The organism is Streptomyces sp. NPDC048473, assembly GCF_043200155.1.
Classification (GTDB): domain Bacteria; phylum Actinomycetota; class Actinomycetes; order Streptomycetales; family Streptomycetaceae; genus Streptomyces.
This window is the reverse complement of sequence record NZ_JBICXE010000037.1, coordinates 18,368-39,725: the sequence shown is the minus strand read 5'-3', so window position 1 is coordinate 39,725 and position 21,358 is coordinate 18,368. Positions and strand designations below refer to the sequence as shown.

General features: G+C 68.2%; 16 protein-coding genes. 15 read left to right on the top strand and 1 reads right to left on the bottom strand.

Annotated elements, in window-relative coordinates:
- Positions 1-187 precede the first annotated feature (187 nt).
- The 4 genes from tig to clpX all read left to right on the top strand — a co-directional run bounded on the left by tig (position 188) and on the right by clpX (position 4,675).
- Complete coding sequence (gene tig / locus ACGFU7_RS37210; RefSeq protein WP_393702011.1) at positions 188-1,585, top strand: trigger factor; 1,398 nt, start codon at positions 188-190, stop codon at positions 1,583-1,585.
- A gap of 264 nt (positions 1,586-1,849) precedes the next feature.
- On the top strand, positions 1,850-2,455 hold the full coding sequence (locus ACGFU7_RS37205) for an ATP-dependent Clp protease proteolytic subunit (protein ID WP_393702064.1): 606 nt from the start codon (positions 1,850-1,852) through the stop codon (positions 2,453-2,455).
- 80 nt (positions 2,456-2,535) lie between these two features.
- Entirely contained in the window at positions 2,536-3,219 is a 684-nt protein-coding gene (locus ACGFU7_RS37200) for an ATP-dependent Clp protease proteolytic subunit (protein ID WP_351253748.1), read from the top strand.
- A 157-nt stretch (positions 3,220-3,376) separates the two neighbouring features.
- Positions 3,377-4,675, top strand: coding sequence for an ATP-dependent Clp protease ATP-binding subunit ClpX (clpX, locus tag ACGFU7_RS37195; RefSeq protein ID WP_393702010.1), 1,299 nt, complete (start codon positions 3,377-3,379; stop codon positions 4,673-4,675).
- Positions 4,676-4,742: 67 nt separating this feature from the next.
- On the opposite strand, the gene ACGFU7_RS37190 is transcribed toward clpX, so the two are convergent.
- The gene (locus ACGFU7_RS37190) at positions 4,743-5,807 is read right to left on the bottom strand and encodes a hypothetical protein (RefSeq protein WP_393702009.1); all 1,065 of its coding nucleotides are present in this window, start codon (positions 5,805-5,807) and stop codon (positions 4,743-4,745) included.
- A 140-nt stretch (positions 5,808-5,947) separates the two neighbouring features.
- Here ACGFU7_RS37190 and ACGFU7_RS37185 point away from each other — a divergent pair, with 140 nt between their 5' ends.
- The 11 genes from ACGFU7_RS37185 (at position 5,948) to ACGFU7_RS37135 (ending at position 21,287) form a co-directional block, all read left to right on the top strand.
- On the top strand, positions 5,948-8,569 hold the full coding sequence (locus ACGFU7_RS37185) for a valine--tRNA ligase (protein WP_393702008.1): 2,622 nt from the start codon (positions 5,948-5,950) through the stop codon (positions 8,567-8,569).
- 135 nt (positions 8,570-8,704) lie between these two features.
- Positions 8,705-10,228 carry a bifunctional folylpolyglutamate synthase/dihydrofolate synthase gene (locus ACGFU7_RS37180; protein ID WP_393702006.1) on the top strand — a complete coding sequence of 508 codons (1,524 nt, stop codon included), beginning with the start codon at positions 8,705-8,707 and terminating at the stop codon, positions 10,226-10,228.
- 3 nt (positions 10,229-10,231) lie between these two features.
- A complete protein-coding gene (locus ACGFU7_RS37175) occupies positions 10,232-10,591 on the top strand; it encodes a DUF4233 domain-containing protein (RefSeq protein ID WP_393702004.1) in 360 nt (119 codons plus the stop codon).
- 96 nt (positions 10,592-10,687) lie between these two features.
- On the top strand, positions 10,688-11,101 hold the full coding sequence (ndk, locus tag ACGFU7_RS37170) for a nucleoside-diphosphate kinase (protein WP_393702003.1): 414 nt from the start codon (positions 10,688-10,690) through the stop codon (positions 11,099-11,101).
- 290 nt (positions 11,102-11,391) lie between these two features.
- Positions 11,392-12,411: a rod shape-determining protein gene (locus tag ACGFU7_RS37165; RefSeq protein WP_393702002.1), complete on the top strand. Its 1,020-nt coding sequence runs from the start codon at positions 11,392-11,394 to the stop codon at positions 12,409-12,411.
- 124 nt (positions 12,412-12,535) lie between these two features.
- Complete coding sequence (mreC, locus tag ACGFU7_RS37160; protein ID WP_393702001.1) at positions 12,536-13,588, top strand: rod shape-determining protein MreC; 1,053 nt, start codon at positions 12,536-12,538, stop codon at positions 13,586-13,588.
- An 11-nt stretch (positions 13,589-13,599) separates the two neighbouring features.
- Positions 13,600-14,262: a rod shape-determining protein MreD gene (gene mreD, locus ACGFU7_RS37155; protein WP_393702000.1), complete on the top strand. Its 663-nt coding sequence runs from the start codon at positions 13,600-13,602 to the stop codon at positions 14,260-14,262.
- Positions 14,263-14,323: 61 nt separating this feature from the next.
- On the top strand, positions 14,324-16,489 hold the full coding sequence (mrdA, locus tag ACGFU7_RS37150; RefSeq protein ID WP_393701999.1) for a penicillin-binding protein 2: 2,166 nt from the start codon (positions 14,324-14,326) through the stop codon (positions 16,487-16,489).
- Positions 16,489-17,679, top strand: coding sequence for a rod shape-determining protein RodA (gene rodA / locus ACGFU7_RS37145; protein ID WP_393701998.1), 1,191 nt, complete (start codon positions 16,489-16,491; stop codon positions 17,677-17,679). Before mrdA ends, rodA begins: the two co-directional genes overlap by 1 nt.
- A gap of 72 nt (positions 17,680-17,751) precedes the next feature.
- Positions 17,752-19,311, top strand: a complete 1,560-nt coding sequence (locus ACGFU7_RS37140) for a CHAD domain-containing protein (protein ID WP_393701997.1) — start codon at positions 17,752-17,754, stop codon at positions 19,309-19,311.
- 50 nt (positions 19,312-19,361) lie between these two features.
- Positions 19,362-21,287 carry a TIGR03960 family B12-binding radical SAM protein gene (locus tag ACGFU7_RS37135; protein ID WP_393701995.1) on the top strand — a complete coding sequence of 642 codons (1,926 nt, stop codon included), beginning with the start codon at positions 19,362-19,364 and terminating at the stop codon, positions 21,285-21,287.
- Positions 21,288-21,358: the final 71 nt, after the last annotated feature.

Sequence of the window (21,358 nt, the reverse complement as noted above, 5' to 3'; positions counted from 1 at the left end):
CCGGCAAGATCACGGACCATTTGCTGGATCGCAGACCACGGGCAAGATCGCATTGTGGGAGTCCGTCTCCTTGCCGTTACTATGCAAAATGCGTGCCCGTGTGTCTGATGTACCGGGCTCGGTCCGCGAAGCCGCCACCGTGCGGCGGAGCAGAACCCCAAAAAGTCAGCCACAAGGAGACCGAACCGTGAAGAGCGCCGTGGAGACCCTGAACCCGACTCGGGTTCGGCTCAGCATCGAGGTGCCCTTCGAGGAGCTCAAGGACAGCCTCGACGCGGCGTACAAGAAGATCAACCAGCAGGTCACGGTGAAGGGCTTCCGCAAGGGCAAGATCCCCGCCCGGGTCATCGACCAGCGGTTCGGCCGCGGTGCGGTGCTGGAGGAGGCCGTCAACGACGCCCTCCCGAAGTTCTACACCGAGGCTGTCAACGAGGGTGAGCTCAACGTCCTCGGCCAGCCCGAGGTCGACATCACCGAGCTGAAGGACGGCGAGCTGCTGGCCTTCACCGCCGAGGTTGACGTACGCCCCGAGATCGAGATTCCGGACTACTCCGGCATCGAGGTCACCGTCGACGCCCTTGAGGTCAGCGACGAGGACGTCGAGAAGGCCGTGGAGCAGCTCCGCGAGCGCTTCGCCTCCACCAACCCGGTCGAGCGCGCCGCCGCCGATGGCGACGTCGTGACGATCGACCTGCAGGCCGAGGTCGACGGCGAGGTCCTGGAGGACGGCGTGGCCGAGGGTGTCTCGTACACCATCGGTTCCGGCGAGCTCCTCGACGGCATCGACGCCGCCGTCACCGGCGTGGAGGCGGGTGGCGAGGCCACTTTCACCTCCGAGCTGAAGGGCGGCTCGGCCGAGGGCAAGGCGGCCGAGGTCACCGTCAAGGTCACCGCCGTCGCCGCCCGTGAGCTCCCCGAGCTGGACGACGAGTTCGCCCAGATGGCGAGCGAGTTCGACACCCTCGACGAGCTGAAGGCGGACAGCCGCAAGCGCCTCGAGAACACCAAGCAGTTCGACCAGGCCACCCAGGCCCAGGAGCGCGTCCTCGACGAGCTGCTGAAGCTGGCCGAGGTCCCGATTCCGGAGAAGCTGCTCGCGGACGAGGTCCAGACCCGCAAGCACAACCTGGAGCACCACCAGCTCGGTCAGATGGGTCTGACCCTCGACAAGTACCTGGAGATCCAGGGCAAGACGGTCGAGGAGTTCGAGGCCGAGACCTCCGAGCAGGCGATCAAGGGCATCAAGACCCAGTTCATCCTGGACGAGATCGTCAACAAGGAGAAGCTGAACGTCAACCAGGAGGAGCTCACCGAGCACCTCATGCGGCGTGCTGCTACCTCCGGCATGAGCCCCGACCAGTTCGCCCAGGCCGTCGTCGAGGGCGGCCAGGTGCCGATGCTCGTCGGCGAGGTCGCCCGCGGCAAGGCGCTGGCCGTGGTCGTCGAGGCCGCCAAGGTCGTCGACACCAACGGTGAGGTCGTCGAGCTGGAGGACGACGAGGAGGAGGCCATCGAGACGGTCGAGGCCGCCGATGGCACCGCCGAGGCCGTTGCCGAGGCCACCGAGGAGAAGAACGAGGCCTGAGCCTCGCGCTGAACCCGTACGACGGGCTCCGGACGCTGTGCGTTCGGAGCCCGTCGTCGTATGGCGTACGGTGCCCCGCAACCCTTGTGCGGACTGCGGAGCTTGCGCTCCCAGCGAACAGTTGCGGAAGCGGGATGGCGTTGTCCTACCTGCGCGTTAGGGTCCATGAATAGGAAGGGCAGGGGAGTCCCCGCCCACCCGGTACGAAGACGCTGAGACGGCCGGAGCCGTCAGAGACGAGCAGGTGGATACGTGACGAATCTGATGCCCTACGCCGCCGGAGAGCCGTCCCTCGGTGGAGGCCTCGGTGACCAGGTCTACAGCCGACTGCTCGGCGAGCGCATCATCTTCCTCGGTCAGCAGGTCGACGATGAGATCGCCAACAAGATCACGGCGCAGCTGCTTCTCCTTGCCGCCGATCCGGACAAGGACATCTACCTCTACATCAACAGCCCCGGTGGTTCGGTGACGGCCGGCATGGCGGTCTACGACACCATGCAGTACATCCCGAACGACGTGGTCACCATCGGTATGGGCATGGCGGCCTCGATGGGCCAGTTCCTGCTCACCGGCGGCACCGCGGGCAAGCGCTTCGCGCTCCCGAACACCGACATCCTCATGCACCAGGGTTCGGCCGGCATCGGCGGTACGGCCTCGGACATCAAGATCCAGGCCCAGTACCTGCTGCGCACCAAGCAGCGGATGGCGGAGATCACCGCCCGCCACTCCGGCCAGACGGTCGAGACGATCATCCGCGACGGCGACCGCGACCGCTGGTACACGGCGGAGGAGGCCAAGGAGTACGGCCTCATCGACGAGATCATCACGGTCGCATCGGGCGTTCCGGGCGGCGGCGGCACCGGCGCCTGATCCGGTACCCACCGGATCCGGCTCCACCGCCCCGCGCACCTCTCGTACGCCGAGACACCCAGCCACAGAACGCCACCAGGATGGTGAACACCCACATGAACAACTTCCCCGGCGCCTCCGCGAGCGGCCTCTACACCGGCCCGCAGGTGGACAACCGCTACATCGTGCCGCGCTTCGTGGAGCGCACCTCGCAGGGCGTGCGTGAGTACGACCCGTACGCGAAGCTCTTCGAGGAGCGCGTGATCTTCCTGGGCGTGCAGATCGACGACGCCTCCGCCAACGACGTCATGGCGCAGCTGCTGTGCCTGGAGTCGATGGACCCGGACCGGGACATCTCGATCTACATCAACAGCCCCGGCGGCTCGTTCACCGCGCTCACCGCGATCTACGACACGATGCAGTTCGTGAAGCCGGACATCCAGACGGTCTGCATGGGCCAGGCGGCCTCCGCCGCGGCCGTGCTGCTCGCCGCGGGTACGCCCGGCAAGCGGATGGCGCTGCCCAACGCCCGTGTACTGATCCACCAGCCGTCCTCGCAGACCGGCCGTGAGCAGCTCTCCGACCTGGAGATCGCGGCCAACGAGATCCTGCGGATGCGCACCCAGCTGGAGGAGATGCTGGCCAAGCACTCCACCACGCCGATCGACAAGATCCGCGACGACATCGAGCGCGACAAGATCCTGACCGCCGAGGAAGCCCTCGCCTACGGTCTCGTCGACCAGATCGTGTCGACCCGCAAGACCGGGGCCGGAGCGCTCGCCTGACCTCGGCCTTCACCTCTTGGCACGGCGGTTTCACACGGTCTCGGCCGTGTGAACCGTGCCAAGGGGGGCCCGAACAGGGGGCAAGGCAAGGTACCGTCGGATAGAGGCACCAGGAGCCGCTGAACCAAGCTGCTCCCAGGCGAAGGGGAAGCACCTCGTGGCACGCATCGGTGATGGCGGCGACCTGCTCAAGTGCTCGTTCTGCGGAAAGAGCCAGAAGCAGGTGAAGAAGCTCATCGCGGGACCCGGTGTGTACATCTGCGACGAGTGCATCGATCTCTGCAACGAGATCATCGAAGAGGAGCTCGCGGAGACCTCCGAGGTGCGGTGGGAGGAACTCCCCAAGCCGCGCGAGATCTACGAGTTCCTCGAGGGGTACGTCGTCGGGCAGGAGCCCGCGAAGAAGGCCCTCTCGGTCGCTGTGTACAACCACTACAAGCGGGTCCAGGCGGGCGAGAACGGCGGCGCGCAGGGCCGCGACGACGCCATCGAACTGGCCAAGTCCAACATCCTGCTGCTGGGCCCCACGGGCTCCGGCAAGACGCTTCTCGCGCAGACCCTGGCCCGTATGCTCAACGTCCCGTTCGCCATCGCCGACGCGACGGCGCTGACGGAGGCCGGCTATGTCGGCGAGGACGTCGAGAACATTCTGCTGAAGCTGATCCAGGCCGCGGACTACGACGTCAAGAAGGCCGAGACCGGGATCATCTACATCGACGAGATCGACAAGGTCGCCCGCAAGAGCGAGAACCCGTCGATCACCCGCGATGTCTCCGGCGAGGGCGTCCAGCAGGCCCTGTTGAAGATCCTGGAGGGCACCACCGCCTCCGTACCGCCGCAGGGCGGCCGGAAGCACCCGCACCAGGAGTTCATCCAGATCGACACGACGAACGTGCTGTTCATCGTGGGCGGTGCCTTCTCCGGTCTGGAGAAGATCATCGAGTCGCGGGCGGGCGCCAAGGGCATCGGCTTCGGCGCGACGATCCGCTCCAAGCGGGAGATCGAGGCGAGCGACCAGTTCCAGGAGGTCATGCCGGAGGACCTGGTGAAGTTCGGGATGATCCCGGAGTTCATCGGCCGGCTGCCCGTCCTCACCTCGGTCCACAACCTGGACCGTGAGGCGCTGCTGCAGATCCTCGTCGAGCCGCGCAACGCGCTGGTGAAGCAGTATCAACGACTGTTCGAACTCGACGGTGTCGAGCTGGACTTCGACCGCCCGTCCCTGGAGGCCATCGCCGACCAGGCGATCCTGCGCGGCACCGGCGCGCGTGGCCTGCGGGCCATCATGGAAGAGGTCCTCCAGTCCGTGATGTACGAGGTGCCGTCCCGCAAGGACGTCGCCCGCGTCGTCATCACGGCGGACGTCGTCCGCAACAACGTGAACCCGACGCTGGTCCCGCGCGAGCCGCGGACCATCGGCAAGGGCGACGGCGGGCGGCACGAGAAGTCCGCGTAGCGGTACGTGAACGCAAGGGGCGCCCGGCCAGGTGGACTGGCCGGGCGCCCCTTTGGCGGTGCTGCGATCAGATCTTGGTGCGTGAGGTGTTGTAGAGCTTGGCGGTCAGGGCGGCCACGTCGTCCTGGGGCATGCCCTTGCCGGCCATGGACTGCGCCACGTCGAGACCCATGAGCACACCGACTGTGCTGTAGTCGGCCCACACACAGACGGGAACTGTGAACTCCTTGGGCCCGCCCTGTGCGGTGCCGTCGCCCTTGCTGTTGGTCACCTTCATGTCCTGGCACTTCATCAGTGCCCCCTTGAACCCGGACGGAGTCACTGCCTTGGGGCTGCCGACGAGGGAGTACTTCATGCCCTCGTTGCTCTTCTTCATGTCGTTCTCGGTATTCGCGAACGAGTTGTCGATGACCTTTGCGGGGTCGGTGACATCGCCCCAAATGCCCTGGAACGTGAGGCTCTTCACGGTGAGATTTTCCTCAGAGCCTGTGCTGTACTGAGCCACAGTCTGCTGGGGATTCTTGATCCCCAACTTTTCGGCTTCCGTCTTGCCGCTGCCGGTCAACGGCGCCGACGGAGTCGATCCCGCCGACTGCGTCTTGTACTCGTCGACCGAGGCGGCCGGCGTCAGCTTGTAGCCCTTGGTGGAGTCCGCGACATCACTGTTGCTCGCGCCCCCGCCCGACGTCAGGAAGTACACCCCGCCCGCGATGACCGCCAGCGCCACGACCACGCCGCCGATGATCAGGCCGGTCTTCTTCTTCGGCTGAGCCGGGGGGAACGGGGGCTCGCCGCCGTAGGGCTGCTGGCCGCCGTACGGGGGCGTCGGCGGCTGCTGGCCGTACGGGCCCGGCTGCTGGGCCTGGGGGTAGCCGTAGCCCGGCTGGGGCGGCTGCTGCGGCGGGACGCCCTGGGGGGCCTGCTGCGGGTACCCGTAACCGGGCTGGCCCTGCGGCGGACCCTGCGGGGGCTGACCGCCGTACGGACCCGGCTGCTGACCGTACGGGCCGGGCTGGCCCTGCGGCTGCTGGCCGTACGGGCCGGGCTGGCCCTGCGGCGGCTGGCCACCGTACGGTCCGGGCTGGCCCTGCGGAGGCTGCCCGCCGTACGGGCCCGGCTGGTTGTAGCTCATCTGCGGTGTCCCCTGTTCGGAATGCTTATGCGTTCCGAACATCCTGACGGACGGTCTGCCGGCATGGAGCATCGGGAGTCACACCGTTACTGAACAAACCGGTTTCAGTGCACGACTGTGACGGCCCTAAACTGTCCCCCGTGACCGAGAACACTCAGCAGACGCCAGCCAGCAACCCCGAACTGCCGACCCAGTACGCACCGGCCGAGGTAGAGGGGAAGCTGTATGAGCGCTGGGTAGAACGGGGCTACTTCACTGCCGATGCGGAGAGCGAGAAGCCGCCGTACACCATCGTCATCCCGCCGCCGAACGTCACTGGCGCACTGCACCTGGGGCATGCCTTCCAGGTCACGCTCATGGACGCCCTCACGCGACGTAAGCGTATGCAGGGCTTCGAGACGCTGTGGCTGCCCGGGATGGACCACGCCGGAATCGCCACCCAGAACAAGGTCGAGCAGCAGCTCGCCGAGGAGGGTAAGTCCCGCCAGGACCTGGGTCGCGACGCGTTCACCGAGCGGGTCTGGCAGTGGAAGGACGAATTCGGTGGCCGGATTCTCGGCCAGCTGAAGCGTCTCGGCGCCGGCCTCGACTGGTCCCGTGAGCGGTTCACCATGGATGAGGGACTGTCCAAGGCCGTCCAGACCATCTTCAAGAAGCTGTACGACGACGAGCTGATCTACCGGGCCGAGCGCATCATCAACTGGTGCCCGCGCTGTCTGACCGCGATCTCCGACATCGAGGTCGACTACCAGGACGATGACGGCGAGCTGGTCTCGCTGAAGTACGGCGAGGGCGACGAGACCGTCGTCGTCGCCACTACCCGGGTCGAGACGATGCTCGGCGACACTGCGGTCGCGGTGCACCCCGACGACGAGCGGTACGCGCACCTCATCGGCAAGCGGATCAAGCTGCCGCTCACCGACCGCACCATCCCCGTCGTCGCCGACACCCACGTCGACCCCGAATTCGGCACCGGCGCCGTGAAGGTTACGCCCGCCCACGACCCGAATGACTTCGCTATCGGCCAGCGGCACAACCTGGAGTCCATGACGATCATGGACGAGCGTGGGGTCATCACGGTCCACGGCCCATTCCAGGGGCTCGACCGCTTCGAGGCGCGCTCCGCAATTGTTGCCGCCCTGCGCGAGCAGGGCCGCGTTGTCGCCGAGAAGCGTCCGTACGTCCATTCCGTGGGCCACTGCTCGCGCTGTAAGACGACCGTCGAGCCGCGTCTGTCGCTCCAGTGGTGGGTCAAGGTCGAGACGCTCGCCAAGGCCGCGGGTGACGCGGTCCGTGAGGAGCGTGTCGAACTCCACCCGAAGGACATGGAGAAGCGGTACTTCGACTGGGTGGACAACCTCAACGACTGGTGCATCTCGCGTCAGTTGTGGTGGGGCCACCGCATTCCCGTCTGGTACGGGCCGGATGGCGAGGTCGTCTGCGTCGGGCCGGACGAGGAGCCGCCGAGCGGTGAGGGCTGGACCCAGGACCCCGATGTCCTCGACACCTGGTTCTCGTCCGGTCTGTGGCCGTTTTCCACGCTGGGCTGGCCGGAGAAGACGCCGGACCTCAAGAAGTTCTATTCGACAGACGTCCTGGTCACCGGGCACGACATCATCTTCTTCTGGGTTGTCCGGATGATGATGTTCGGCCTGTACGCGATGGACGGCGAGGTTCCGTTCAAGACCGTTTCTCTGACCGGGCTTGTCCGTGACGAGTTCGGCAAGAAGATGTCGAAGTCCAACCCGAACGCGGTCGACCCGCTGGACTGGATGGACAACTACGGCTCGGACGCCGTCCGCTTCACCCTCGCCAAGGGCGCCAACCCGGGCGCGGACGTGCCGATCGGCGAGGACTGGGTCCAGGCATCCCGTAACTTCGCCAACAAGATCTGGAACGCGACCCGCTTCGCGATGATGAACGGCGCGACTGTCGAGGGCCCGCTGCCTCCCGTCGAGCAGATGTCCGCGACCGACCGCTGGGTTCTGTCGCGCCTCAACGCGACGGTCGCCGAGGTCGACGCACTGTACGACGACTTCCAGTTCGCCAAACTCAGCGAGGCGCTCTACCACTTCGCGTGGGACGAGGTCTTCGACTGGTACGTCGAGCTGTCCAAGACCACGTTCTTCGCGGGCGGCGAGCAGGCCAAGGTCTCCGGCCGGGTCCTTGGCGAAGTCCTCGACGTGATGCTGCGGCTGCTGCACCCGATCGTCCCGTTCGTCACGGACACCCTGTGGACGACCCTGACCGGTGGCGAGTCCCTCGTCATCGCCGACTGGCCGGCCGACAGTGGCTTCCGCGACGACGCCGCCGAGCAGGAGATCGAGCTCGTCCAGCAGGTCGTCACCGAGGTCCGCCGGTTCCGCTCCGACCAGGGCCTGCAGCCCGGCCAGAAGGTCCCGGCCGAGCTCACCCTGACCGGCACGGCGCTCGCCCCGCACGAGGCGGCCATCCGCCAGCTGCTGCGCCTGCAGCCCGCCGGGGACGGCTTCCACGCCACCGCGTCGCTGCCGGTTGCGGGGGCCACGGTCGCCCTCGACCTGTCCGGCACGATCGACGTCGAGGCCGAGCGCAAGCGCCTGACGAAGGACCTGGGCGCCGCCGAGAAGGAGAAGGCCCAGGCCAACGGCAAGCTCTCCAACGAGGCGTTCCTCGGCAAGGCCCCGGACAACGTGGTCGACAAGATCCGTGGCCGGCTCGCCAAGGCCGAGGCCGATATCGAGCGGATCACCAACCAGCTGGCGAACCTGCCGCAGGGCTGATCACCCGCTGAGAGCGAAGCCCCCGTACTCCCGTTGCCGGGAGTACGGGGGCTTCGCCGTTCCCCGCGCACGGTCAGGACTCCCTCGTCACCGGGCGCTGCGCGCGATGTCCGTGCCGATCCGTAGACTGGCCCCGTGAGTGAGCCCCGCCCTTCCGACCGGCACGACGCCTCCGATCCCGACGAGACCTTCGCGGAGATCGTCGACGAAGCGACCCAGCGCGACCCCGACCTGGCGGTGATCGAGGCCGGGAGCCGTACGCTGCGCGCCCGCTCGGGGCCGCCGCAGGGCCAGGACGTCCCCGTCCGCCCGTCCGACCCCGAGGTGGACAAGGCGCTGCGCGCGGTGGAGCAGGAGCTCGCCGGACGCTGGGGCGAGACCAAGCTGGAGCCTTCCGTCGCGCGCATCGCCGCGCTGATGGATGTGCTCGGCGAGCCCCAGCGCGCGTACCCCTCGATCCACATCACCGGGACCAACGGCAAGACGAGCACGGCCCGCATGATCGAGGCGCTGCTCGGCGCCTTCGATCTGCGCACCGGCCGCTACACCTCGCCGCACGTCCAGTCGATCACCGAGCGGATCAGCCTGGACGGCTCCGCGATGGACCCCGAGCGGTTCATCGAGACGTACCAGGACATCAAGCCGTACGTGGAGATGGTCGACGCCCAGCAGCCGTACCGGCTCTCCTTCTTCGAGGTGCTGACGGGCATGGCGTACGCGGCGTTCGCCGACGCGCCGGTCGATGTCGCCGTCGTGGAGGTCGGCATGGGCGGCAGCTGGGACGCGACGAACGTGATCGACGGCTCGGTCGCCGTCGTCACCCCCATCTCACTGGACCACACCGACCGGCTCGGCGACACGCCCGCCGAGATCGCCGGTGAGAAGGCCGGGATCATCAAGCAGGGTGCCACGGTCATCCTGGCTCAGCAGCCGGTCGACGCCGCCCAGGTCATGCTGAAGAAGGCCGTCGAGGTCGATGCCACGGTCGCGCGCGAGGGCATGGAGTTCGGTGTCGTCTCCCGCGAGATCGCCGTCGGCGGCCAGCAGCTGACACTGCGCGGCCTCGGCGGCGAGTACACAGAGATCTTCCTCCCGCTGTACGGCGCCCACCAGGCGCACAACGCGGCGGTGGCGCTCTCCGCCGTGGAGGCGTTCTTCGGGATCGGCGCCGAGCAGCCCGGCGCACTCGACGTCGAGACGGTCCGCCGGGCCTTCGCCTCGGTGATCTCGCCGGGCCGCCTCGAAGTGGTCCGCTCCAGCCCGACCGTTGTCCTGGACGCGGCCCACAACCCGGCGGGCGCCCGCGCCACCGCCGACGGGCTCTCCGAGGCGTTCGGCTTCTCCCGGCTGATCGGCGTGGTCGGCGCCAGCGGCGACAAGGACGTCAAGGGGCTCCTCGAAGCCTTCGAGCCGATCTTCGCCGAGGTCGTCATCACCCAGAACTCCAGCGGCCGCGCGATGGACGCCGATGAACTGGCCGCCGTCGCGGTCGAGGTCTTCGGCAACGACCGCGTCCAGGTCGAACCGCGCCTCGACGACGCGCTGGAGGCGGCGATCACCCTCGCCGAGGAGGAGGACGAGTATGCGGGCGCCGGCGTCCTGGTGACCGGTTCCGTGATCACGGTCGGCGAGGCCCGACTGCTCCTGGGAAGGCACTGACCCGTGCGTACGCTCTGTGCATCGACGCTGATCGGCGAGTTCTTCGTGATCGGCTTCGCCGGACTCGTCGCGATGAAGTCCGACGACCTGACGAACACCACGGTCTGGACGGTCTGCGGCATCGGCATGCTGCTGTCCGTGCTGCTCTGCGGGATGATCACCCGCCCCGGTGGGATACAGCTCGGCTGGGCGCTGCAGATCGCCCTGGTGCTGAGCGGCTTCGTCGTCCCGATGATGTTCATCCTCGGCCTGGTCTTCGGCGGCCTGTGGTGGGCCTCGGTGCACTACGGCCGCAAGATCGACGAGGTGAAGGCCCGCTGGGCGGCCGCGCAGGAGGCGGCCGAGGCCCCGGCCGGTGGCTGATCCGGCCACCCGTTGTCAAACCCGGCCGCAGGCCCGTCCCCGTACCCCTGTAGCCTCGCTTCACCGCACCCGCATGCCTGCAAGGAGCCGCACACCATGACTCAGCGCACCCTCGTTCTCCTCAAGCCCGACGCCGTCCGGCGCGGACTCGTCGGAGAGATCGTCGGGCGGATCGAGCGCAAGGCCGGCTGGCGGATCACCGCGCTGGAGCTGCGTACCCTCGACCGTGCCACGCTGGAGCAGCACTACGCCGAGCACGTCGGCCGCCCGTTCTACGAGCCGCTCGTCGAGTTCATGCAGTCCGGCCCGATCGTCGCGCTGGTCGCCGAGGGCGAGCGGGTCATCGAGGGCATCCGTGCGCTGGCCGGCCCCACCGACCCGATCGCCGCCGCGCCCGGCTCCATCCGTGGTGACTTCGGAACGATCACCCGGGAGAACCTCATCCACGCCTCGGACTCCGAGGAGTCCGCGGAGCGAGAACTGAAGCTTTTCTTCCCGGGACTTTCCTGACCCCGGATCAGCCGAACAGCGCTCATGACCTGGGGCGACCGAATTAATTCGGTCGCCCTTCGGCATAGGGTTCCGGATCGCGGGAACGCATCACTCCGACGTAACGTCACCATGAGTGGAACGGCCACCCGTTCCGCCCACAAAGGCGAAGGACCCTCGCGCGGTGTCCGTGCATACGGCACTACGATGGAATCTTCCACGCCCGCAGCGCTCACCTCGCCGACCAGAACAAGCCATCATCGCTTTCTTGGAAGGCCCGACGCATCCTCATGGGGAACAAGGGGAACTCAATGTCGTTCATCGGCCGTGACATGGCTATCGACCTCGGGACTGCCAACACGCTGGTGTACGTCAGGGGGCGCGGCATCGTTCTGAACGAGCCGTCCGTCGTGGCCATCAACACCAACACCGGCGGCATCCTGGCGGTCGGCTCCGAGGCCAAGAAGATGATCGGGCGTACACCGGGCAACATCGTTGCCGTACGGCCCCTGAGGGACGGCGTGATCGCCGACTTCGAGATCACCGAGCGGATGCTCCGCTACTTCATCCTGAAGATCCACAAGCGCCGCTACCTGGCCCGCCCGCGGGTCGTGGTCTGCGTGCCCTCCGGCATCACCGGAGTCGAGCGACGCGCCGTCATCGAGGCATCGACGCAGGCCGGCGCGCGCCAGGTGCACATCATCGAAGAGCCCATGGCGGCGGCCATCGGATCCGGGCTGCCGGTCCACGAGGCCACCGGCAACATGGTCGTCGACATCGGCGGTGGCACCACCGAGGTCGCGGTCATCTCGCTCGGCGGAATCGTCACTGCCCAGTCGATCCGGGTCGCCGGCGACGAGCTGGACAACGCGATCATCCAGCACATCAAGAAGGAGTACTCCCTCCTCCTCGGTGAGCGCACCGCCGAACAGATCAAGATCACGATCGGTTCGGCGTACGAGATCGACAAGGAGGAGCACACCGAGATCCGCGGCCGCGACCTGGTCTCCGGACTGCCCAAGACCGTGGTCGTCTCGGCCGCCGAGGTCCGCAAGGCCATCGAGGAGCCGGTCAATGCGATCATCGACGCGGTGAAGACCACGCTCGACAAGTGCCCGCCGGAGCTGTCCGGCGACGTCATGGACCGCGGCATCGTCCTCACCGGCGGCGGTGCGCTGCTGCGCGGACTGGACGAGCGGCTGCGCCGCGAGACCGGCATGCCGATCCACATCGCCGAGGACCCGCTGGACTCGGTGGCGCTCGGGTCCGGCAAGTGCGTCGAGGAGTTCGAGGCACTCCAGCAGGTGCTGGACGCCCAGCCCCGCAGGTAGCCGGCAAGCCCGGCGCGCAGATAAACAACACATCAGTCTGCTGTGCGGACCACTGCCGCTCCGTACAGCAGATCGTTGATATACAGGCACGAACATTCCGACGAGGAAGGCACGGCCGCCGCACGTGAGGGACACACGAGAGAGCCGGCTGCTCCTGGTGCTGCTGATCGCCATCGCATTCGCACTGATCACGGTGGATATCCGCGGCGGCGAGGAGTCGCCGGTGGACGGCGCCCGGCGGGCCGCCGCCACGGCCTTCGGGCCGGTTGAGAACGGCGTCGCGGCAGCCGTCGACCCGGTGGGCAACGCCATAGGGGCGGTACGCGACTCCGGCGCACGGCACAACCGGATCGCCGAGCTGGAGCAGCAGAACGCCGCGCTCAAGACGAAGCTCGGCAGCGACGACCAGAACCGCAGCCGGGTCCGCGAACTGGACCGGATGCTGAAGAAGTCGGCCGCCGGACAGTACGGCATCAAGGCCGCCGAGGTCATCGCCATAGGAGCGGCCCAGGGCTTCTCCTGGACGGTCACCATCGACGCGGGCTCCAATGACGGCATCAAGCGCGACATGACCGTCATCAACGGCGACGGTCTCGTCGGCCGGGTCACCACCGTCGGCCCGGACACCGCCACGGTGCTCCTCGCCAACGACCCCGACTTCACCGTCGGTACCCGTATGGAGAAGACCGACGAACTGGGCTTCGCCACCGGTCAGGGCTCCCAGCCGCTGTCCGTCCAGTTCCTCAACGGCAAGGCCAAGGTGAAGAAGGGCGACCGTCTTGTCACCTTCGGCTCCAGCAGGAACAAGCCGTTCGTGCCCGGCGTCCCGGTCGGCGAGGTCGTCCGCGTCGACCCGTCCGGCGGCGGCCTGACCCGTACCGTCTATGTCCGCCCGTTCGTCGGGTTCACCAAGCTCGACATCGTCGGCATCGTCGTGCAGGCCCCGCGCGAGGACCCCCGCGACATGGTCCTGCCGAAGGCACCCGCCAAGCCCGCCAAGCCCAAGCCCACCCCGACCATCACCGTCACGATCTCGCCCAACGGCGACATCGTCGACACCGAAGGCAATGTCGTCGGGAACATCCACGAGAGCCCGGACCCCAGCGGAAGCCCGAACCCGAGCGGCAGTCCGGGCGCCACACCGAGCGCCGGCAACGCGGTAAACGAGCAGAGGTAGAGCTGATCCCCATGCGCTTGAACCGGACTCTGCTCTCCATCGTCCTGGTCGTGGTCGCCCTCGTCGTCCAGGTCTCCGTGCTCGCCCGCCTCCAACTCCCCGGCGCCGTGCCCGACCTGCTGCTTCTCGTCGTCCTCGGACTCGCCTTCGTGTACGGGCATGTCAGCGGCGCCCTCATCGGCTTCGGCGCGGGACTCCTCGCCGACCTGGCACCGCCCGCCGACCACGCCGCCGGACGCTACGCACTGGTCCTCTGCGTCATCGGCTACTGCGCCGGACTGGCCAAGCCGGAGAACGGGCAGCTCAAGTCGGCCTTCGTCCCGATGGTCGCGGTCGTCGCCGCGGCGATCGGCTCGACCCTGCTGTACGCGCTCGTCGGCGCGCTCGTCGGGGACACGGCGGCCCGTCATGTGGGCCTCGGCAGCCTGCTGTTCACCGCCGCCGTATACGACCTGCTCCTCGCGCCGTTCGTCGTGCCCCTGATCATGGCGATCGCCAGACGCACGGTGAACGACCCGCTCGCCGACTCCTCCGGCGGCGGTGACGTCGCCGCGGGCTGGCTGGCCTCCGGCACCGGACTGCGGATCGGCAGCCAGCGCGGCGGACTGCGCGTCAAGGCCGCCCGCAACCGGGCGGCACGCGCCGGACGGATCAAGGGAGTCAAGCGACTGTGAGGCCGCACCACAGCGGGGACACCACCCGTACCTCCGGCCCGACCACCACCGGGGGCGCCCCGTGAGCAATATTCCCGAGACCGGCCGGACCCAACGGGTCCAGATCCGTCTCGTCGTCATCCAGGTCCTCGTCTTCTCCCTGCTGCTCACCCTCGGCGGGCGCCTCTGGTACCTCCAGATCCGCAACGGCCAGGAGTACAGCGACGAGGCGAAGAACAACCACGTCCAGCAGGTCGTCCAGCCCGCCGTCCGCGGCTCCATCCTCGATGCGCGCGGCGTGCCTCTCGCCGACAACGAGACCCGCCTGGTCGTCTCCGCCAGCCGCACCGAGCTGATGAAGATGAAGGACGACGGCAAGAGCGTCCTGACCCGGCTCGCCGATGTTCTCGACATGAAGCCGAAGGACGTCTCCGACAAGGTCCGGCTCTGCGACTCGAAGACCCCGCAGCCCTGCTGGAACGGTTCGCCGTACCAGCCGATCCCGGTCACCGACGAGGCCACCACCCAGCAGGCCCTCCAGATCCGCGAACGCGCCGAGGACTTCCCCGGCATCACCGCAGAGCCCACCGCCGTACGCCGTTACGGCGCGCCCGGCAAGGCCAACACCGCCCAGGTCCTCGGCTATCTCTCGCCCGTCACCGACGAAGAGATCACCAAGGCCCAAAACACCGACTCGCCGTACCTGCGCTCCGACCAGGTCGGCCGCTCCGGCCTGGAGCGCACCTACGACAAGGAACTGCGCGGCAAGGCCGGTGTCACCCGCTACGAGGTCGACAACCTCGGCCGGGTCATCGGCCAGGCGAAGAACGACGAGGCGGAGCCCGGATCGAGCGTCGTCACCTCCATCGACGCCCGGGTCCAGGCCGTCGCCGAGTACGAGCTGAACGACGCGATGAAGGTCGCCCGCACCCAGTTCGACAAGAACACCGGCGAAAACTACAAGGCCGACTCCGGCGCCGTCGTCGTCATGGAGGCCAAGACCGGCCGGGTCGTCGCGATGGCCTCCCTGCCGAACTACGACCCCAACGCCTGGGTCGGCGGCATCTCCGGCAAGGACTACGCCAAGCTCACCGGCAAGAAGTCCAACTTCCCGCTGCTGAACCGGGCCATTCAGGGCCAGTCCGCACCCGGCTCCACCTTCAAGGTGATCTCCACGACCGCCGCGGTCCAGGCCGGCTACGCCTTCGACGGGCACTACCCGTGCACCAGCTCGTACTCGGTAGGCGGCCAGGTCTTCAAGAACTTCGAGTCGGAGAACTTCGGCCCGATCTCCCTGGGCCGCGCCCTGGAGGTCTCCTGCGACACCGTCTTCTACGGGCTGGCCGACAACCAGTGGAAGAAGGACGGCGGCATCAAGCCCAAGAAGAAACCGAAGGACTGGTTCTACAAGACCGCCCACCAGTTCGGCCTCGCCAAGGAGACCGGCATCGACCTGCCCAACGAGGTCAGCGGCCGCATCCCCGACCGCCAGTGGAAGAAGGACTACTACAAGGCCAACAAGGACGGCTGGTGCAAGCAGGGCAAGAAGGACGGCACGTACGTCGAGAAGATCGCGTACGAGAACTGCCTCGAGGGCAACATCATGCGCGAGGGCGACTCCATCAACTACGCCATCGGCCAGGGCGACACCCTCGTCACGCCGATCCAGATGGCCACGATCTACGCCGCGATCTCCAACGGCGGCACCCTGTACAACCCCACCGTCGGCAAGGCGATCATCAGCCCCGACGGCAAGCACGCCCAGGAGATCAAGCCGAAGTCGCACGGCAAGCTGCCGTTCACCAAGGCCACGCGCGACAAGATCGACGAAGCCCTCGCGGGAGTCGCGACCCGCGGTACGGCCGCCTGGCGATTCGGCGGCTGGCCGCAGGACAAGATCCCGATGCACGCCAAGACGGGTACGGCCGAGGTCTACGGCAAGCAGACGACCTCGTGGTTCACCACGTACACCAAGGACTACTCGGTCGTCATGACGATCTCCCAGGGTGGTACGGGCTCCGGCGCCTCCGGGCCCGCCGTGCGCAAAATCTACGACGCGATCTACGGACTCGACTCATCCGGCAAGCAGGACCTCAAGAAGGCACTGCTGCCCACCCCGCAGAAGTCCCTGCCGAAGATCCAGCACGACGGCTCGATCGAGGCCCCGGAGATCAAGCCGTACGACCCGGACTCGCAGAAGACCCCCGAGGAGCAGACCCTCGCAGCGATCCTGGGGAGGCGCGACTGATGGCCGGCTTCTCCGTCTCCCGGTACGCCCCCGAGCGCTCCGCCTGGGGCAAGCTCATCGCCCGCGACTCCTTCGTACGCAAACTCGACTGGCCGCTGCTCGGCTCAGCGATCGCGCTCTCCTTCATCGGCTCGCTGCTGGTCTACTCGGCGACCCGTGGCCGTGACTCGCTCACCCACGGCGACCCGTACTACTTCCTCCTCCGGCACGCCCTCAACACCGGCATCGGCTTCGCCCTGATGGTCGGCACGATCTGGCTCGGCCACCGCACCCTGCGCGGCGCCGTCCCGATCCTCTACGGCCTCTCGGTGCTCCTCGTACTGGCGGTCCTCACCCCGCTCGGCGCCACCGTCAACGGTGCGCACGCCTGGATCATCATCGGCGGCGGCTTCTCGCTCCAGCCTTCCGAGTTCACCAAGATCACCATCATCCTGATCATGGCGATGCTGCTCGCCGAGCGTGTCGACGCGGGCGACCAGCTCCACCCCGACCACCGGACCGTCGCCAAGGCCCTCGGCCTGGCGGCCGTTCCGATGGCCGTCGTCATGGGAATGCCGGACCTCGGCTCCGTGATGGTCATGGCCGTCATCGTGCTCGGCGTGCTCCTCGCCTCCGGCGCTTCGAACCGCTGGGTCTTCGGCCTCCTCGGCGCGGGTACGGCCGGCGCCGTCGCCATCTGGCAGCTCGGCCTGCTCGACGACTACCAGATCGCCCGCTTCGCCGCCTTCGCCAACCCCGCGCTCGACCCGGCGGGCGTCGGCTACAACACCAACCAGGCACGCATCGCGATCGGCTCCGGCGGCCTCACCGGAACGGGCCTCTTCCAGGGCACCCAGACCACCGGCCAGTTCGTCCCCGAGCAGCAGACCGACTTCGTCTTCACCGTCGCGGGCGAGGAGCTCGGCTTCCTCGGCGCCGGGCTGATCCTCGTCCTGCTCGGCGTCATCCTGTGGCGCGCCTGCCGGATCGCCCGCGAGACGACCGAGCTGTACGGCACGATCGTCGCCGCCGGAATCATCGCCTGGTTCGCCTTCCAGGCGTTCGAGAACATCGGGATGACGCTGGGCATCATGCCGGTCGCCGGGCTTCCGCTGCCGTTCGTCTCGTACGGAGGGTCCTCGATGTTCGCCGTCTGGGTGGCTGTCGGACTGCTCCAGTCGATCAGGGTGCAGCGGCCGATAAGTGCCTGAGACCGGTGCGGAAGTGCCTGCGCGGGTGCGGGACCACTGCCCATCCGCGTACAACACGTCTAGATTCGGTTCATGGCGGACTCGAAGCGTGAGATCGAGCGGAAGTACGAAGCCACCGCGGAGACCCGGCTCCCCGACCTGAGCCGGGTGGCCGGGGTCTCGGCCGTCGTCCACCGGGGCGTCAGCGAACTGGACGCCGTCTACTACGACACCGAGGACCTCCGGCTCGTGGCCGGCTCCCTCACCCTGCGCCGCCGCACCGGCGGGAGCGACGCCGGCTGGCACCTCAAATTCCCGGTCGCCTCCGGCATCCGGGACGAGTTCCAGGAACCGCTCTCCGACACCCTGCCGCGCTCCTTCGCCGGTCTGCTCCGCTCCCGGGTCCGCAGGAGCGAACTGGTCCCCGTCGTACGGCTGCGCACCGCCCGTGACGTCCATCACCTGGTCGATGCCGAGGGCGCGCTGCTCGCAGAGGTCAGCGTCGACAAGGTGCGGGCCGAACGGCTGACGGGCGGCAGCGGCACGGCCGCCTGGACCGAGATCGAGGTCGAACTCGCCGACGACGGTGACCCCGCCTTCCTCGACGCCGTCGAACGGCGGCTACGCAAGGCCGGTGTCCGCCCCTCCGCATCGCCGTCCAAGCTGGCCAGGGCACTTGCCGAGACCGCGCCGGAACGGAAGCGGAAGCGGAAGCGGAAGCAGGACAGGGCCGTGGACGGGAAGGCCGTGCGCGGGAAGACCCCGCAACCCACCGCGGGCGACCACGTCCTCGCGTACATCCGTCGCCAGACCGAGGCGATCGTCGCCCTCGACCCCGCCGTACGCCGTGATCTCCCCGACTCCGTGCACCAGATGCGGGTCGCCACCCGCAGACTGCGCAGCGTGTTGCGGTCGTACCGGAAGATCCTCGACCGGAGCGTCACCGACCCGGTGGGCGACGAGCTGAAGTGGCTGGCCGCCGAGCTCGGGATCGACCGCGACCAGGAGGTTCTCGACGCCCGGCTGCGCTCCGGCCTCGCCGGCCTGCCCCGCACCCTGATCCTCGGCCCCGTGCGCAGCCGGCTGCGGATCTGGTCGGTGGCCCGCCGGGGCGGTTCCCGGCGCCGGACCGTCGCCGTACTCGACGGGAAGCGGTACCTGGCACTCCTGGAGAGCCTCGACGCCCTGCTCACCGCCCCGCCGCTGCTGCCCGACGCGTCCCGCGCCCCCGGGCAGGCGCTGCCCCGCGCCGTACTGAAGGAGTACGGGCGCCTCGCGACCCGTGTCGGCCACGCCCTGGAGCTCCCGCCCGGCCACGACCGGGACCTCGCCCTGCACGACGCCCGCAAGGCCGCCAAGCGCGCCCGTTACGCGGCGGAGGCGGCCCGGCCCGCGCTCGGGAAGCCGGCCAAGCGGATCGCCGGACGGATGAAGGCCGTGCAGACCCTCCTCGGCGACCACCAGGACAGCGTGGTGGCCCGCGACGCCCTGCGCACCCTGGCCGTCCAGGCGCACGCGGCGGGGGAGCCGGCGTTCACCTGGGGGCTGCTGTACGGGCGGGAGGAGGCGGCGGCCGCGGCCCGGGAGCGGGAGCTGCCGCAGGTGTGGGAGTGGGCGTCGCGGCCGCGAGTGCGGGCGGCGCTGGGAGGCTGAGCACCGGGGTACGCTGGATGGTCACCCTTGCCGGCTCTCGAAAGTTCGCGATGTCTGTCGATTCGGTCTTCCCACAGCTCGAAGCTCTGCTCCCGCATGTGCAGAAGCCCATCCAGTACGTCGGCGGTGAGCTGAACTCCACCGTCAAGCCGTGGGACGAATGCGACGTCCGCTGGGCGCTGATGTACCCGGACGCGTACGAGGTCGGACTCCCCAACCAGGGCGTCATGATCCTGTACGAGGTGCTCAACGAGCGCCAGGGCGTCCTCGCCGAGCGCACGTACAGCGTGTGGCCGGACCTCGAAGAGCTGATGCGTGAGCACAAGGTCCCGCAGTTCACCGTGGACAGCCACCGCCCGGTCAAGGCGTTCGACGTCTTCGGGCTGAGCTTCTCCACCGAGCTGGGCTACACCAACATGCTCACGGCCCTGGATCTCGCGGGCATCCCGCTGGACGCCAAGGACCGCACCGTCGACGACCCGATCGTGCTGGCCGGCGGCCACGCCGCGTTCAACCCCGAGCCGATCGCGGAGTTCATCGACTGCGCGGTCATCGGCGACGGCGAGCAGGCCGTCCTGGAGATCACCGAGATCGTCCGCGCCTGGAAGGCCGAGGGCCGCCCCGGCGGCCGCGAAGAGGTGCTGTTCCGCCTCGCCAGGACCGGTGGCGTCTACGTACCGCGGTTCTACGACGTCGAGTACCTCCCGGACGGCCGCATCGGCCGCGTCGTGCCGAACAAGTCGGGCGTGCCGTGGCGCGTGTCCAAGCACACCGTGATGGACCTCGACGAGTGGCCGTACCCGAAGCAGCCTCTCGTGCCCCTCGCCGAGACCGTCCACGAGCGGATGTCCGTCGAGATCTTCCGCGGCTGCACCCGCGGCTGCCGTTTCTGCCAGGCCGGCATGATCACGCGTCCCGTGCGGGAGCGAAGCATCACCGGCATCGGCGAAATGGTCGAGAAGGGTCTCAAGGCGACCGGCTTCGAAGAGGTCGGTCTGCTCTCGCTCTCCTCCGCGGACCACACCGAGATCGGCGAGATCGCCAAGGGCCTCGCCGACCGGTACACCGAGGACAAGATCGGCCTCTCGCTGCCCTCCACCCGCGTCGACGCGTTCAATGTGGACCTGGCCAACGAGCTGACCCGCAACGGCCGCCGCTCCGGTCTCACCTTCGCCCCCGAGGGCGGCTCCGAGCGCATGCGCAAGGTCATCAACAAGATGGTCTCGGAGGAGGACCTCATCCGGACCGTCGCCACCGCGTACGGCAACGGCTGGCGCCAGGTGAAGCTGTACTTCATGTGCGGTCTGCCCACCGAGACCGACGAGGACGTCCTGCAGATCGGCGACATGGCGGTCAACGTCATCGCCAAGGGCCGCGAGGTCTCCGGCCAGAACGACATCCGCTGCACCGTCTCCATCGGCGGCTTCGTGCCCAAGCCGCACACGCCCTTCCAGTGGGCCCCGCAGCTCGGCGCCGAGGAGACCGACGCCCGGCTGGCCAAGCTCCGTGACAAGATCCGCGGCGACAAGAAGTACGGCCGCTCCATCGGCTTCCGCTACCACGACGGCAAGCCCGGCATCGTCGAGGGCCTGCTCTCGCGCGGCGACCGCCGTATCGGCTCCGTCATCCGCGCGGTCTACGAGTCCGGCGGCCGCTTCGACGGCTGGCGCGAGCACTTCAGCTACGACCGCTGGATGACCGCCGCCGAGAAGACACTGCCCGGGTACGGCGTGGACGTCGACTGGTACACCACCCGTGAGCGGACCTACGAGGAGGTCCTGCCCTGGGACCACCTGGACTCCGGTCTCGACAAGGACTGGCTCTGGGAGGACTGGCAGGACTCGCTCGACGAGACCGAGGTCGAGGACTGCCGCTGGACCCCGTGCTTCGACTGCGGCGTCTGCCCGCAGATGGACACCAGCATCCAGATCGGACCGACCGGCAAGAAGCTTCTGCCGCTGTCGGTCGTGAAGTAGCCGCCCCGGGCTTGTCCGTCCGGGTGACAGCTCGGTGACGAAGGCCCGGTCCGGGAAACTCCGGACCGGGC

Excerpts from the sequence above, each read along its gene's own strand:
- mreD (WP_393702000.1), top strand. The coding sequence starts at position 13,600 with ATGCGCTTGAACCGGACTCTGCTCTCCATCGTCCTGGTCGTGGTCGCC.
- rodA (WP_393701998.1), top strand. The coding sequence starts at position 16,489 with ATGGCCGGCTTCTCCGTCTCCCGGTACGCCCCCGAGCGCTCCGCCTGG.
- ACGFU7_RS37200 (WP_351253748.1), top strand. The coding sequence starts at position 2,536 with ATGGTGAACACCCACATGAACAACTTCCCCGGCGCCTCCGCGAGCGGC.
- ndk (WP_393702003.1), top strand. The coding sequence starts at position 10,688 with ATGACTCAGCGCACCCTCGTTCTCCTCAAGCCCGACGCCGTCCGGCGC.
- ACGFU7_RS37140 (WP_393701997.1), top strand. The coding sequence starts at position 17,752 with ATGGCGGACTCGAAGCGTGAGATCGAGCGGAAGTACGAAGCCACCGCG.
- ACGFU7_RS37135 (WP_393701995.1), top strand. The coding sequence starts at position 19,362 with ATGTCTGTCGATTCGGTCTTCCCACAGCTCGAAGCTCTGCTCCCGCAT.
- ACGFU7_RS37205 (WP_393702064.1), top strand. The coding sequence starts at position 1,850 with ATGCCCTACGCCGCCGGAGAGCCGTCCCTCGGTGGAGGCCTCGGTGAC.
- ACGFU7_RS37165 (WP_393702002.1), top strand. The coding sequence starts at position 11,392 with ATGTCGTTCATCGGCCGTGACATGGCTATCGACCTCGGGACTGCCAAC.
- ACGFU7_RS37190 (WP_393702009.1), bottom strand. The coding sequence starts at position 5,807 with ATGAGCTACAACCAGCCGGGCCCGTACGGCGGGCAGCCTCCGCAGGGC.